10 protein-coding genes are annotated in these 14,274 nt (G+C 67.6%); 5 read left to right on the top strand and 5 right to left on the bottom strand.

The genetic code is table 11. The annotated features are described in order from the left end of the window. Position 1: 1 nt before the first annotated feature. Both ACP5MM_RS05790 and purE read right to left on the bottom strand, forming a co-directional pair. On the bottom strand, positions 2–1,138 hold the full coding sequence (locus ACP5MM_RS05790; RefSeq protein WP_427930398.1) for a 5-(carboxyamino)imidazole ribonucleotide synthase: 1,137 nt from the start codon (positions 1,136–1,138) through the stop codon (positions 2–4). Then, positions 1,135–1,632 (bottom strand): 5-(carboxyamino)imidazole ribonucleotide mutase, encoded by a 498-nt coding sequence (gene purE, locus ACP5MM_RS05785; protein WP_427930399.1) that lies wholly within the window; start codon positions 1,630–1,632, stop codon positions 1,135–1,137. Before purE ends, ACP5MM_RS05790 begins: the two co-directional genes overlap by 4 nt. 40 nt (positions 1,633–1,672) lie before the next feature. Here purE and trmB point away from each other — a divergent pair, with 40 nt between their 5' ends. From trmB to ACP5MM_RS05760, 5 genes are all read left to right on the top strand, one after another. Continuing rightward, a complete protein-coding gene (trmB, locus tag ACP5MM_RS05780) occupies positions 1,673–2,365 on the top strand; it encodes a tRNA (guanosine(46)-N7)-methyltransferase TrmB (RefSeq protein WP_427930400.1) in 693 nt (230 codons plus the stop codon). After that, positions 2,362–3,069, top strand: a complete 708-nt coding sequence (locus tag ACP5MM_RS05775; protein WP_427930401.1) for a Crp/Fnr family transcriptional regulator — start codon at positions 2,362–2,364, stop codon at positions 3,067–3,069. Before trmB ends, ACP5MM_RS05775 begins: the two co-directional genes overlap by 4 nt. 192 nt (positions 3,070–3,261) lie before the next feature. Continuing rightward, on the top strand, positions 3,262–3,951 hold the full coding sequence (locus ACP5MM_RS05770) for an MBL fold metallo-hydrolase (protein WP_427934254.1): 690 nt from the start codon (positions 3,262–3,264) through the stop codon (positions 3,949–3,951). Positions 3,952–3,962: 11 nt separating this feature from the next. Next, entirely contained in the window at positions 3,963–4,598 is a 636-nt protein-coding gene (locus tag ACP5MM_RS05765; RefSeq protein WP_427934253.1) for a hypothetical protein, read from the top strand. A gap of 194 nt (positions 4,599–4,792) precedes the next feature. Continuing rightward, positions 4,793–5,920 carry an NAD(P)/FAD-dependent oxidoreductase gene (locus ACP5MM_RS05760; protein WP_427930404.1) on the top strand — a complete coding sequence of 376 codons (1,128 nt, stop codon included), beginning with the start codon at positions 4,793–4,795 and terminating at the stop codon, positions 5,918–5,920. A 49-nt stretch (positions 5,921–5,969) separates the two neighbouring features. Here ACP5MM_RS05760 and recD read toward each other — a convergent pair whose 3' ends face one another. From recD to recC, 3 genes are read right to left on the bottom strand one after another with little or no spacing between them, the layout of a single operon-like run. After that, positions 5,970–7,703 carry an exodeoxyribonuclease V subunit alpha gene (gene recD, locus ACP5MM_RS05755; RefSeq protein WP_427934252.1) on the bottom strand — a complete coding sequence of 578 codons (1,734 nt, stop codon included), beginning with the start codon at positions 7,701–7,703 and terminating at the stop codon, positions 5,970–5,972. Then, positions 7,700–11,179, bottom strand: coding sequence for an exodeoxyribonuclease V subunit beta (recB, locus tag ACP5MM_RS05750; protein ID WP_427934251.1), 3,480 nt, complete (start codon positions 11,177–11,179; stop codon positions 7,700–7,702). The genes recD and recB overlap by 4 nt, the downstream gene beginning before the upstream one ends. Further along, positions 11,169–14,273 (bottom strand): exodeoxyribonuclease V subunit gamma, encoded by a 3,105-nt coding sequence (recC, locus tag ACP5MM_RS05745; RefSeq protein ID WP_427934250.1) that lies wholly within the window; start codon positions 14,271–14,273, stop codon positions 11,169–11,171. The genes recB and recC overlap by 11 nt, the downstream gene beginning before the upstream one ends. Between the last annotated feature and the right edge of the window lies 1 nt (position 14,274).

Raw genomic sequence — 14,274 nt, 5'->3', positions numbered from 1 at the left:
TTCAGCCCTTCGGCCATCCCCAATCGGTGCGTAGGGCCTCCAGCACGGCCATGGCCTGAGCGCTGTCGGCGGCCAGGGCATGCACATGCCCCATCTTGCGCCCGGGGCGGGCCTCGGCCTTGCCGTACAGATGGAGCTTGATCTGCGGATGGCGGAAGAGGGCGGACCAGTCCGGTTCGCCCTCCGCCCAGAGATCACCCAGGAGATTCATCATCACCACGGGGCTCAGCAGGCGGGTGTCGCCCAGGGGCAGGCCGCAGAGGGCCCGCACCTGCTGGTCGAACTGGCTCTGCACGCAGGCGTCGATGGTGAAATGTCCGCTGTTGTGGGGACGCGGGGCGATCTCGTTCACGAGGAGGCGCCCCCCCTCATCCACAAAATACTCCACCGCCATGGTGCCCACATAGTCAAGGGCAGTGGCGATGCGGGCCGCCATCCGCCGGGCCTCCTGCTGGATCGCCTCGGAGCAGCGGGCGGGGACGATGCTGAGGTCGAGAATGCCGTTGCGGTGGATGTTTTCGGCAACGGGATAGAAGGCCATCATCCCGTCTTCGCCCCGGGCCAGGATCACCGAGAGTTCCTGGCGCAGGGCGATGCGGGCTTCGAGAATGGCCGGGGCCCGCCCCATGGCGACCCAGGCCGAGGCCAAGGCATCCCCATCGCCCACGCCGGCCTGCCCCTTGCCGTCATAACCGAAACGCGCCCGCTTCAGAATGGCCGGCCCGCCCACGCTCCGCCAGGCGGCATGCAGATCGCCCTCGGCATGGATGGCCGCGAAGGGTGCCGTAGCCAGGTCCAGATCGCGCAAAAAGCCCTTTTCCAGAATGCGATCCTGCACCATGGCCACGGCATTGGGTGCGGGCCGCACCGGCAGGTACCGGGCCAGAAGCTCCAGAGCGGCCGCCGATACGTTTTCAAATTCGGTGGTCACGGCAGCGCAGGATCGCTCCATCTCGGCCAGAGCCGCCGGATCGTCGTAATCCGCGCAGAGATGACGGCTGGCCACCGCTGCCGCGGGACAGTGGGGATCGGGGTCGAGGACCAGGACCCCATAACCCAGGCGCAGGGCCGCCAGACTGAACATTTGCCCCAATTGCCCGCCGCCGAGGACCCCCAGGGTGGCGCCGGGAAGGATCACTCCTCCTCCGGGATGGTCATGGCCAGCACCGCCGCTTCCTGCTCCGCACGGAAGGCCTCGAGGCGGGCCGCCAACGCCGCGTCCCCCGCCGCCGCCAGCAGCGCGGCGGCGAACAATGCGGCGTTGGCGGCGCCGGCCTCACCGATGGCGAAGGTGGCCACCGGCACCCCCTTGGGCATCTGGACGATGGACAGGAGGGAGTCCAGGCCCTTGAGATAACGCGAGGGGATCGGCACCCCCAAGACGGGCAACAGGGTCTTGGCCGCCAGCATCCCCGGCAGGTGCGCCGCGCCGCCAGCGCCGGCAATGATGCAGCGCAGTCCCCTGGACGCTGCGGTTTCGGCATATTGAAACAAGAGATCCGGGGTGCGATGGGCCGATACCACGCGCCGCTCAAAGGGCACGCCCAAGGCGCGAAGCTGCGCCGCGGCATGGCGCATCACCTCCCAATCGCTATTGCTGCCCATCACCACACCAACCAATGGCTGCGCCATGCCTCTCTCCTCTCTAGGCCGCGGCAGGAAACCGGCTATAATGCCTGTCATGAGTCACGCCCTCAATAGTCCGCACCGTCCCATTCGCAGCTTTGTGCTGCGCCAGGGCCGCCTTACCGGCGCTCAGGATGCCCTATTGCAGATGCTCCTGCCGCGCTATCGGATCGACCCGGCAGCCCCCTGGACTCCCCCTTGGGGCGATGGACGGCCCCTGGCGCTGGAGATCGGCTTTGGCAACGGCGAACATCTGGCCGCCCTGGCCGCCGGCCGCCCCGACTGGGGCTGCATCGGCGCCGAGGTCCACGGTCCGGGGGTGGGGGCCCTGCTGATGCGCATGCGTGACGAGGAACTGCACAACATCCGCATCCTCAAGGACGATGTGGCGCCCTGGCTTGCCACCCTGCCCGCTGGCTGCCTGCAGGCCATCATCATCCAGTTCCCCGACCCCTGGCCGAAAAAACGCCATCACAAACGCCGTCTCATCCAGCCCCCTTTTGCCGGCACCCTCGCGCGTCTGCTCGCCGCCGGTGGCGAGCTGCAGCTCGCCACCGACTGGGAGGCCTACGCCCGGCACATGCTTGCGGTACTCGATGCCGAGCCGGATCTCGTCAACACGGCGGGCCCCGGCCACTTTTCCCCCCGCCCCGCCAATCGCATCCCCACCCGCTTTGAGCGGCGGGGGGAACGACTGGGCCAGCGCAGCTTTGATCTGGTTTACCGGCGGCAGGCGTGACGACGCGCCCCGGACTTTCCGACTGCCTGCATTGCCCCATGCGCGACCGCAGCATCTTCGCCGGATTGTCCCTGGACGATCTGCGCGCTTTGGGCATGGAGGTGCAGGACATCCGCGTCCCGGCCGCCAGCACCCTTTACCTGGAAGGCGACCGCGCCCGCTACGCCTACACCCTGCGCCAGGGCGCCGTCAAACTCGTCAAGACCCTGCCCAATGGCCGCGCCCAGATCGTTCGCCTCCTGCGCCACGGCGATCTCTTTGGTTTCGAGGGACTGCGCGAAGCCCGGCACCGGCACAGCGCCATCGCTCTCACCCAGACCGACCTCTGCCAGCTTGACCTGCCCGCCCTGGAAGCCCTCTCCCAACGCCTGCCCAGCGTCCATGGGGCCATCACCCAGCGTTGGTTCAGCGCCCTCCAGGAGGCCGAAAACCGCATTGTAGAACTGGGGGCCAAAAAGGCAGAGGAACGCCTTGCCACCTTCCTCTGCCAGTGGTGCAGCGCCTATCCCCAAGGCGGCGCCGTTCCCTTTCCCCTCACCCGCCAGGAACTAGGCGAATTCCTGGGCCTCTCCACCGAGCATGTCAGCCGCCTCATGGCCGAGTTCAAACGCCAGGGACTCCTCAGCGAGCGCAAGGGCACCCTGGATATCCCCGACAGCCGGCGGCTCCTGCAACACGCCTGTACCAGCGGCGCCTGCGCCTAGGCGGACGGGGACCCTTCCCGGCCGCTGCACCCCCGTCCTGCCGGGAACACGCGCACAATAAGCCCACACATTCCAAGGCATTAACAATTATCAATGCAGGCACATCAGGAACCCTGTACAAAGATTCCATCGGGGCCTTGTCACGACCCTTGTCCCCACTGGGAATATTACGCGCGAAAAGGAGCCAATAGCATGTTTTTTCGCCAGCTTTTTGAACCGGATACCAGTACCTATACCTACCTTGTCGGCGATCTGCTGTGGCGGGAAGCAGCGGTTATCGACCCCGTTCTGGGCGAGGTTGAGGAAATCCTCCAGACTCTCGAAGCCGAGGGCCTGACCCTGAAAACGGTGATGGAAACCCACGTCCATGCCGATCACGTCACCGGCGCCAGCGCCCTGCGCGCCCGCACCGGGGCCAAGGTGGTGGTCAGCCGCCATGGCGGAGCCCCCTGCGCCGATCTGCTGGTGGATGATGAGGACTTTTTGGTCCTGGGTGACGAGGTGATCCGCATCCTCGCCACTCCCGGCCACACCCCCGGCTGCGTCAGCTATCGGTGGCGTGATCGCGTCTTTACCGGTGATGCCCTGCTCATCGGCGGCTGCGGTCGCACCGACTTTCAGGGTGGCGATGCGGGAGTCCTCTACGAGAGCATCACCCGGAAACTCTTCACCCTGCCCGAAGACACCCTGGTTTATCCCGGCCACGATTATAAGGGCCGACGGGTATCCTGCATTGCCGAAGAGAAAAGCCGCAATCCCCGCCTTGCGCGCAAGAGCCGCGAGGAATTCATTGCCATCATGGGAGAATTGGATCTGCCCAAACCACGCCATATCGATGTAGCCGTACCAGCCAACCAACGCTGCGGCGCCGCAAGCGCTTAAGGAAGATTGCGATGAAAAAAGTCAAAGAGTTACGAAGCATACCGGTGATGCAGGCGGCCAACCCCGGCGGCATGGGAGGCGGCGGTGGCGGTCGGGGCCGCGGCAGAATGGGAGCGGGGGCCAATTTCCGCTTTGGCAGCGAAGCGGGCATGGCGCCCGCCGGCATGACCCTCGACCAGGAAGAGACGATGGAAATGGAGATGGCCGCGCGGGTGGGTAACGATCGCATGGCGCGCCATCAGCACGACCAGGATGTCTTCCACACCCTGCTGCGCCATCACGAACAGATCCATCGGGAAGTCACCAATATCCCCACCGGCATCCGCTCCCTCACCACCTCGGAAAATCCCGATATCGTCAAGCTCCTGCACGACCATGTTCCGGCCATGCACCACCGTCTGGAAGAGAACTTCGGGCTGCGTTACTGGGACCCGGCCTTCCCCGAGATCTTCGCCCAGCGCGACAAGGTGCGCATGGAGGTGACCCTGGTCCCCAATGGCGCGCTGGTGGAGGAAACCAGCGAAGACGCCAATGTGGTCAAACTCATCCAGGCCCACGGGCTCGTGGTGAGTCTCTTTGTCCAAAAGGGTTTTGCGCAGGCCCAGCAACAGAGCCCCCTGCCGGCGGATTATCTGCGCATCACCTGAAATGCGGACCCACTGGGGGTATCTAGCCTGATCCGGCCGTTGGTGGAGTTGTTTTGAGGTTTACCGCACCAATGTCGGCGGCAGGGATGGCCCTGCCTCTTGCCATTGCGTAGGATAGTTACGATCCTTGCCCCGGGCGGCCCGCCGCAGCATGATGGGGCATCCCTTGTTAACCTGCAGCCGGGAGGAACCCTATGGCAAAAATCACCATCATCGGCGCCGGTTTCGGCGGCCTTACCGCCGTTCGTGCCCTGCGTCGGCGCTTGCCGGACGCCGCGATCACGCTGATCGCTCCCAAGGCCGAATTCGTTTACTACCCCAGCCTCATCTGGATCCCCGTAGGCCTGCGCCGGGGCGAGGACCTGCGCATCCCCCTGGAACGCTTTTTTGCGCGCCAGAAGGTCGAATTTCACCAGGGCCGCGTCACCGGGCTCAAGGATGGCGGCCGTACCGTCGTCACCGATACGGGCGAGGTGGGCAATGATGCCCTCATCATTGCCAGCGGCGGGAGGGGCATCAAAAAGCTCCCGGGCATCGAGCACAGCATCGCCATCTGCGACGGCATAGAGGCGGCCGAAGCCATTCGCGATCGCCTGGCGCTCCTGGACAAGGGAACCATCGCGCTGGGCTTCGGCGGCAACCCCCTGGAGCCGCCGGCGGTGCGGGGCGGCCCCATGTTCGAGCTCCTCTTCGGTCTGGACACCCATCTCAAGCGCCTGGGCAAGCGCCCGCAGATGGATCTGGTCTTCTTCAACCCCATGAAGGAACCAGGCAATCGCCTGGGGCCCAAGGCCGTTGCGGGCATCCTGGGGGAAATGGAAAAACGCGGCATCCGCGCCCATCTGGGCCACAAGATCACCGGCTTCGAGGCCAAAAAGGTCCAGACCGAAGGCGGCGACATCGACGCCGACCTGATCCTCTTCATGCCCGGCATGACCGGCCCCGAGTGGCTGGCCAACAGCGGCCTGCCCCTGTCCCCCGGCGGCTTCATCCAGGCCGACCGCTACTGCCAGGTACAGGACCATCCGGGTGTTTTCGTGGCCGGTGACAGCGGCAGCTACGCCGGCACCGCCGACTGGCTGCCCAAGCAAGGGCATGCCGCCGATCTGCAGGCCGAAACCGCAGTGGCCAGCCTCCTGGCCCAGATGCACGGCAAGGCCCCGGACCAGCCCTTCAAGGAAGAGCTGATCTGCATCGTCGACACCCTCGACAGCGGCATCATGGTCTACCGCGACAACAAACGCGCCAGCGTTCTCCCCAACCCCCTCTGGCATACCGCCAAACGGCTCTTTGAATGGCGGTATTTGCTGCATTACAAATAGGATGCCCAGGGGAAGGGAGACGGCATGGGAGCCGGAACAGGGAAAGCGCCTAGGGACTGCTCCACAGGCGCGCCTCCAGCCCGCTGTCCCGCGCCCTGCGCCGCGCCAGGGCGCCCCGCAGGGCGGCCTCGGCACCCCACAGCCGGATTCCCTGGCGGGCGCGGGTGACGGCGGTATAGAGGAGTTCCCGGCTGAGGACGGGGTTGTCGGCGTCGGGCAGGAGCAGCAGGATCTCGTCAAACTCGCTGCCCTGGGATTGATGGACGGTCATCACCCAGGCGCTCTCGTGGGCGGGCAGGCGTTCGGGGGCAAAGGCGCGGAACCCTTCGCGGCCGGGGAAAAAGACCCGCAACTGTCCCGCGCGCGCCAGGGTGAGGCCGACGTCGCCGTTAAAGAGACCCAGGGCGCCGTCATTCTGACGGATGATCACCGGTCGGCCATGATAATGCCCCCCACGCCGCGGAGCCCGGGCCAGCCGCGCGTCCAGAACGGCGTTGAGCACTTCGGCACCCCAGGGGCCCTGGCGCAGGGCGCTGAGCAGGCGAAAGCGTTCCCAGGCGGCATGGATGCGGACGGGCTCCGCCTCCCGCTGCAAGGCCCGGAAATACTCCTTCCAGCCCGCCCTGACCACCTCCACTAGCGCGCTGGCCAAGCCTTGTTCCGCCGGCAGGGGCTGCCAGATGGCCTCTGCCTCCAGGATGCCCAGGGCGGCTCCGGCATCGCCCTGCTGCAGGGCGCGGGCCAGCCGGCCTATGCCACCGCCGGCGGCAAAGCGGTAGCTATGGCGAAGATGCACCATACAGTCGGCCAGGGGGCTCTCGCCCGCACCGCTCACCGGCAACCCCGTCAGGGCGCGGAGGCGCGCCGCAAAAGCAGGTCGGGGTCCTGCCGGCGCGGCGCAGATCTCCGCCAGCACGGCTCCCGCTTCCACCGAGGCCAACTGGTCCCGATCCCCCAGCAGGATCAACCGGGCATGGGCCGGCAGGGCGCGCAACAGGGCCTCCATGAGGGCCAGCCCGACCATGGATGCCTCGTCCACCACCACGACATCCACGGGCAGGGGGTGATCCGCGTCGTAGGCGAAGCCCCGTTCGGGATGATAACCCAGGAGGCGGTGCAGGGTTTGCGCCTCATCGGGAATAGCCCCGGCCAGCAGCGGGGGCAAGTCCAGGCGCTGCCGCCCCGCGCGCAAGGCATCCGCCAAGCGGGTGGCAGCCTTGCCGGTGGGGGCCGCCAAGGCGATGCGGGGCGGCCGCAGGGGGTCCTGCTCCAGCAGCAGGGCGAGAACGCCCAAGACGGTGGTGGTCTTGCCGGTCCCCGGCCCACCGGAGATGACGGCCAGCCGGCGCAGCACCGCCACCGCCGCGGCCAGACGCTGGTCGCCCAATTCCACCACTTGATCCCCGGTGGGCAGGGGAAAGTGGCGCAGCAGGCCGGCGCGCAGCCGCTCTTCATCCACCTTCGGCAGGTCCGCGGCGCGCTGCAGCAGGGCCGCGGCAAGGCGGGTTTCATATTGCCAGAAACGGTACAGATAGAGGCAGCGGCCGTCGAGAATGAGGGGACGGAAGTCTCCGGGCGCCCCCAGTACCGGGCTCCCGTCCAGGAATGCCCGCTTTTCGGGAGCGAGCTGCGCTACCTCCAGCGTCAAGCAGCTATGGCCATCCGCAACGCGCGTCATGAGGATGGCGGCGAGGTCCTGTACCTCCGCCGTCGCCCCCAAGCGACCCAGCAGTTCCGCGAAATGCCGCGCCAGGGGAAAATCCTGCGTCCCAGCAGGGCTCATGGCCGACCCTCCATCATCTGCTCCAGTTCCGCCAGGAGCGCGGCGCTGGGGCGCGTGGCGTAGATGCCCCAGCCGGGCCGGTGGTGGGGCGACATGCCGCGCAAAAAGAGGTAATAGACCCCGCCAAAGTGGCGCTCGTAGTCATAATCGGGCAGCCGGCTGCGCAGGAATCGCTGCACCGCCAGGGTATAGAGGAGGTATTGCAAATGGTAGCCACCGGCGCTCATGGCCGCCGCCAGGCCCTTGGCCCCGTACGCCTCCAGGGAACCCAAATCATTGGACTTGTAGTCCACCAGATAATAGCGGCCCCCATGGACAAAGAGGAGATCGACAAAACCGCGCAGGTAACCGCGCAGGGTCTCCTCGCTCCCGGCCCAGGGGAGGCCTGCGGCCTGGAGATGGGCCGCCAGCGCCAGCGGATCCAGGCGGCTCACGGGAAAGGTGAACTCCCATTCCGGCAGGCGCGCGGTACGCGGTATCCCGGCCAGGGCGGGGCCGCCCTGCCACAGCGGCGTCGCCGCTACGGCGGGGAGCCATTGCCGCAAATCCTGCCGCCACTGAGCGGAAAAACCGTAACGCTGCAGGGCCGCGTCGATCTGCGCGAGCAGGTCCTCCTCTCCCCGTTGGGGATTCCAGCGCTGGAGGATGCTGTGCAGGCAGATGCCGGCCTGGGCGCCCCGGGGAAAGCCCACAGGGCCCGGTCCGCTCAGGGGATCGGGAGCGGGGATGGTGTCATCGTAGTCCGGGCGCTCGCCGCGACCGCCACTGCTCAATGCCGTAAAGCTGCCGACCCGCCAGCCCATCTGGAGGTGCCTGGTGAAGGATGCCGCCCGGACCTTTTCCGGAGCGGCGTTGCCGGTCCAGCGGGGCACCTCGGCACGGTCTTCCAGGGGAACGACGGCCACGGCGTCTCCGGCTGCGGCAGCAAGGCCCGCCAGGGCAGTCCGCCAGGAAAAGTCCTTGCCACCCCCGCCCAGCAAGCCGGCCAGGGGCGACTGCTGACCCAGCCCTTCGGGCAGGTGCAGCACCAGCCGGTATTGGGCGCGGGTGAGGGCGACATACAAGAGCCGCCGGCGCTCGGCGGCCTCCTCCTCCCGGGCGATCTGGCGCAGGGCCTCCTGACGGGGCGACCCGAAATCTGCGAGGAGGGTCAGCGGGTCGTCGGGATCATGGCAGATGACCGGTCCCGCATCCTTGCGCCCTGGCTCATCGGCCCACAGGAAGGGGCAAAAGACGATGGGGAATTGCAGCCCCTTGGCGCTGTGAATGGTGAGGATCTGAACCAGATCGGCATCGCTCTCCAGGCGCAGCAGATGTTCCTCGCCGCCCGTCGGGGCCTGTCGTTGCCGGGCAAACCAGCGCAACAGGGCCTCCCGCCCCAGACCCTGGCTCTGCTCTTCCTGATGCAGGAGTTCCGCCAGATGGAGGAGATTGGTCAGACGCCGCTCGCCATCGCTCCACAGCAGCATGCGGCCCATGACCTGCTCCCCCTGCAGCCATTGGCGGAACATGGCCATGCAGCCATCCCGTTCCCAGCGCCGCCGATAGGCGTCCACGCGCTCCCAGACGGCCGTTTCCAGGGCATCGTTCAGACGCATCTCCTCCAGATCCCGGGCATCCTTTCCCCACAAGGGGGTCGCCAGGGCCGCGCGCAGGCGGCCGCCGTTACCCGGCTCGGCGATGGCGAGGAGGATGCGCTCCAGATCTTCGGCCTCGGCGCTGGCAAAAACGCTGTCCTGGCCCTGCCGCGCGCTGGCCACCCCGGCGGCGCGCAGGCTTTCCTGAATCAGCCGACCCTGGTCGTGTTTCTGCACCAGAACGGCAATGTGCCGCCCCGCCACCGCCCGCCCCTGCAGTTCGGCTCGCCCTGCCCGCCCCCATTGCAGCAATTCGACCACCTCGGCAGCCAGATGGCGGGCGATGGCCTGTTCTGCCCCGGCCTTCTTTCGCGCCCCCTCCGCCTTGGGCAAAAGCGCGCAACGCCAGGGCGCGCCTGATCCCGGGAAATGCGCCTCCTCGCCCCGCCCGGCGGTGGCCTGCACCGGCTGGAACTGGATCTGCTCCAGCAAAAATGGCCGCTCTGCTTGTCCAAAGAGGGCGTTGACCCCCCGTACCAGGCCCGGTGCCGAACGAAAGTTTTGCGTGAGGGTATGGCGACCATCAGCCGTCTGCGCGGCGCTGAGATAGGCGAAGATATCGGCATCGCGAAAACGGTAAATGGCCTGCTTGGGGTCCCCCACATAAAAAACCGGCCCCTCCCCGGCAGCATAAATGGCCCGGAAGATCTGGTACTGGGCGGCATCGGTATCCTGGAATTCGTCGATGAGGGCAGCCGGATATCGTTGGCGCAGGGCGGCAGCAAGGGCGGGACCCGTCGACTCGCGCTCCAGGGCATCCCGCAGGGCCAGCAGCACATCGTCAAAACTGCGTTCGGCGCGCAGGGCCTTGGCAGCGGGCAGCGCCTCCTGCAGATGGGCAAGGAGGCGCAGGGATAACCATGCCGTCCGACGCTCATACTGTTCCCCCAGGGCCTCCGCCGCCTGCACCAGTTCATCCAGAGCCAGAAACAAAGGGTGTGAAGGAAGGCTGCGGCCCTTTTTCAGCGCCTTCTCCAGTCCCGACTGGGCCAAGCGCCGCACCCCCCCGTCGGAGAGCCGCGGATCCTGCAGGGCCGGCATGGGTGTATCCAGATAGGCATCCACATCCCGCTGCCAGCCGGCAAACTTTTCCGCATCCAACATATTGCCCTTGATATCTCCGGCGGCCGCCAGCGGCGCCAGCAGATCCCACAAGCGCGCCGCCCCGTCCTGCCGCCATAACGCCTGGGCCGCTTCCATGGCGGCCACGAAACGTTCTTCCTCCGCCGCCGCGTCACCGGGCTCGGCGGGGGCCAACAGTCTGGCCTGGGCGCGTCCCAGGAGCCGGCGCAGGGGGGCCAGCAGGGCCGCCGGGTCCAGGCCCCGGTGCGCCAGCCAGGCGCCCCAGGTCGGGCTGGCCGCGGCGATTTCCCGGCGGTAAAAATCTGCGGCCAGGGCCTCCCGCAGTTCCCCGTCGTCGGCGACCAGGTCCACCGCCAAGGGCGCCATGGCCTCCAGGGCGTGATCCTGCAAGACCCGCTGGCAAAAGGCATGAATGGTGAAAATGGCGGCACCGTCAAATCCGGCCAGGGCCGACTGCAGGATGGACTGCGCCCCGGCCTCCCGCACGGCGCCGCGGAGGGCCGCCGGAAAGTCCGCCGGGGCCTCTCCCCCCCGCGCCACCGCCAGGGCTTCCACCAGCCGCCGGCGAATACGCTCGCGCAGCTCCGCCGTGGCGGCACGGGTAAAGGTCAGCACCAGGATCTGCTCGGGACGCCGTTGCTGCTCCAGGAGCAGGCGCAAATAGAGCATGGCCACGGTCCAGGTCTTGCCCGTACCGGCGCTGGCCTCGATGAGTTGGGTGCCGCCCAGGGGCACCTGCATGGGATCAAAATTCATCTGGCTGCTCCCGCAGGGCCAGAAGCGGCCCCCACACGGTCAGGGCGATCTCGGCAAAGGGATCCTGCAACGGATCACGGCCGCGGAAGGCCACGCGCACTGCCGATGCTTCGCCCTCTCCCGGCGGCCCACCCCCCGGCCGGCCGCTCCCCCGCCAAGCCGGGAGGGTCGCCGGATCGGGGGGCGAACCCTGCAGGGCCGATTCCGCATAAGCCATGGCCGTGCGCGGGAAAAAGGGCAGAGGGAGAGTTTGTCCATGAGTAAAATAATCCAATAGAGTCATTAGGATAGCCTCTGCCGCCGCGCCATCCAGGGCGGGCAGCACGCTGCAGCCGTCGCGATGCAGGAAGCGGCTCGGGCATGGCCCCACCCCGCGTTGCGCCAGCAGATGCAGTATCCAGAAGCGCAGCCAGAGCTCCGCCTTGAGCCCGCTCAATTGCCAGAGCACCAGGCCGGCAGGACCGATCCCGGTCAACAATCCCTGCAGCCGATAGCCACCCAACAGCAGGTCCAGATCCGCCGCCTGCGCCGCCGCCGGCAAGGTTTCCGCCAAGCGTTGCGCAAAGCGGGCCACCCTGGGCTCACGCTGCCAGTACGCCACGGCACCCAGGCCCGCCGGGGGCAGGCTTTGCTGACCCAGGATGGCCAGCGCTTGCCCGGCATCCACGCCCTGCCGCTGCAGACGCAGGATCTCCTGCTCCAAGGCCCAGCCCTGCAGCTTGTCGAGCACGAAGGGCTCCCGATCCTGGGCGATATCCGCCTCCATCTGCAACTGCATCCCCAGGCGTCGGCGGCAAAAATACCCGCTCGGGCTCTTCCAGAAAGCCAGCAAATCCGCCAGTTCCACCACGCCCCGGCGGTCCTCCGGCAAGGACTGGGAGACAAAGGCCGGAGCCCTGGCATCGCGGTGGTTGAGCGCCTCGGCAATCTCCCCCGCATAACTGGAGAGGCGCGGATCATCCGCAAAATAGGAACGGCTGAAGGCCTGCAAGGGGTGCTGCACGCACACGGCGGCGGAGGCCCGGTCATGGGGCGGCGGGGCCCGCCAGTGGCGGTCGATATAATCCAGCAGCTCGCTCAACAGGACCGAGGGAGGCCGTTCGCTATCATCGCGGATGTCCCGCCCCACATAGCTCAGCAGCAGGCAATCCCGGGCCGAGAGCAAGGCCTCCAGAAAGAGATAGCGGTCATCCTGCCGCCGCGAACGGTCGCCGCGCCGCCATTCCCGGGCCATGGCGTCAAAGCTGGCTTGGCGCTGCTGGCGGGGGAAACTGTCGCCATTGAGCCCGAGCAGCGCCACCACCCGCGCCGGCAAACTGCGCATGGGCACCATGGCGGCAAAGGTCACTCCCCCGGAGAGCATGGGCTGCTGCGGATCCGGCTGCTGCAATCGCTCGCGCAGATGGGCGCGCAGGACGGCAAAGGGAAGCATGCTGCCCATGGCGGCGCCCTCCGCCTCCTCCCCGAGACGGAGCAACTCAGCGCGCAGGCGCTCCCGGTCCTCATCGGCGGCGAAGAGTCGTTCCAGCCACGGGAGCAGATCCCGCACCCATTGCCCGAGGGAACGCGGCGCCGCCAGGGCATCGGCAGCGGCAAAGAGCAGGGTAAGCACCTCCACCAGCATACCCAGGAGGCGCAATTGATCCGGCGCCGCCAAGGCCCCGCGGGGCAGCAGCCCGGCGAAGAGCCGGGGCGATTCGGCCGGCAGGGCGCAACCCAGGAGCAGCCGATCCAAACCCGCCCGCCAGCCGTGGGGCCATGTCTCCCGCCCCCAGTGGATACCCGCCATGGGAACCCACCCGCGCAGGGCGGCCATATCTCCGGGAGAAAGGCCGAAACGTCCCGCCACCGGTGGCCGTTCCAGCAGATCCAGCACCGCGCTCGCTGGCCAGGGGCCATCCAGCAGGGTCAGGAAGGCATCCCAGGCCCCCACCACCGGGGCCGCCGCCAGGGGCGCGTCGACGACGCGATAGGGGATATGGCGAGCTGCGGGCACCGTACCGAAGACCGCCTCGATGAGCGGTGCGTAACCGGGCAGGTCGGGGGTCATCACCAGGATGTCCTCGGGCTGCAGGCTGGCATCCTGCTGGAAGAGGGCCAGCAGGCGATCCTGCAGGATTTCCAGCTCCCGCAGCGGGCTATGGGCTGCGTGCACCTGCAACGAGCGATCCGCCGCCGACAGATCGCGCCGACCTTCCTCCCCGGGGCCATCCCGCAGGTACAGGATATCGCGCTGCAAAGTGGCCAGCAGTCCCTCCCCCGCCGGCTCCACAAAGGCCTCATCCGTCACCGGATCGGCTTCTTCCAGGATCAGGTCAAAAAAATCGCGCCCCTGCTGTCCCCAGGAGGCAAGCAGGGCGTTACCGCTGCTGGCATGCCCCGCCGCCCGCGCCAACTGCCGGGGAGCGACGATATCCCCCCAATACTCCTGGCAGGGGTTCAGAAAGAAGACATGCACGGGCCGCTGCGCCGCGATGCCGCGCAGGCCCTGCCAGAGGATGGGCGGCAGCGTGGACAGGCCAAAGACCCAGATGCGCCGGGGCAGGGCGGCGGGGCTCGCCCCGCCTTCCAGCGCCGCCCGGGCCGCTGCCCAGAGCCGCCCCCGGTGCGGCAGATCGGGCCGCAGGAGTTGGCGCCACAAAGCCCCCAGGGCCTCCCCGCCGCCTGTTTCCCAGTTCTCCAGCCAGTCCAACCGATAGAAGAGGTAACGGTCGTAGAGTTCCGCCAGTTGCTCGGCCAATTGCAGGCGGCGGAGGGGGTCGGCGGCATAGGCGGCAAAGGCCGACGGCGGTGCCGCGGTCAGCAGATCGTAGATGCGCCAGCGCAGCACCGGCACCGCAAAGGGCGATTGCTCCGGCAGCCCACCCAGCAACGCGCTCCACAACGCCCAGATGAAACGTCCGGGCATGGGGAAGTCCACCTGCGCGCAAATCCCCAGATGGTCGGCCAGACGCAGGGATAGCCAGCGGCCGATCCCCACGCTCCCCACCAGCACCTGCTCCTGCTGGAGGGGCGGCAGGGGATCGGCCGCCATCTGTTCGGCAAGGATCTCGGCGAGGCGCTCCAGGCGATTGCTGCTGTGCCAGATCAGCATG

This window comes from Acidithiobacillus sp. (assembly GCF_049965315.1).
GTDB lineage: Bacteria > Pseudomonadota > Gammaproteobacteria > Acidithiobacillales > Acidithiobacillaceae > Acidithiobacillus_B.
This window is presented reverse-complemented; position numbering and strand designations above follow the sequence as displayed.

Coding starts and splice junctions, on each gene's coding strand:
- purE (WP_427930399.1), bottom strand. CDS start 1,632: ATGGCGCAGCCATTGGTTGGTGTGGTGATGGGCAGCAATAGCGATTGG.
- recC (WP_427934250.1), bottom strand. CDS start 14,273: ATGCTGATCTGGCACAGCAGCAATCGCCTGGAGCGCCTCGCCGAGATC.
- recB (WP_427934251.1), bottom strand. CDS start 11,179: ATGAATTTTGATCCCATGCAGGTGCCCCTGGGCGGCACCCAACTCATC.
- recD (WP_427934252.1), bottom strand. CDS start 7,703: ATGAGCCCTGCTGGGACGCAGGATTTTCCCCTGGCGCGGCATTTCGCG.
- ACP5MM_RS05770 (WP_427934254.1), top strand. CDS start 3,262: ATGTTTTTTCGCCAGCTTTTTGAACCGGATACCAGTACCTATACCTAC.
- trmB (WP_427930400.1), top strand. CDS start 1,673: ATGCCTGTCATGAGTCACGCCCTCAATAGTCCGCACCGTCCCATTCGC.
- ACP5MM_RS05765 (WP_427934253.1), top strand. CDS start 3,963: ATGAAAAAAGTCAAAGAGTTACGAAGCATACCGGTGATGCAGGCGGCC.
- ACP5MM_RS05760 (WP_427930404.1), top strand. CDS start 4,793: ATGGCAAAAATCACCATCATCGGCGCCGGTTTCGGCGGCCTTACCGCC.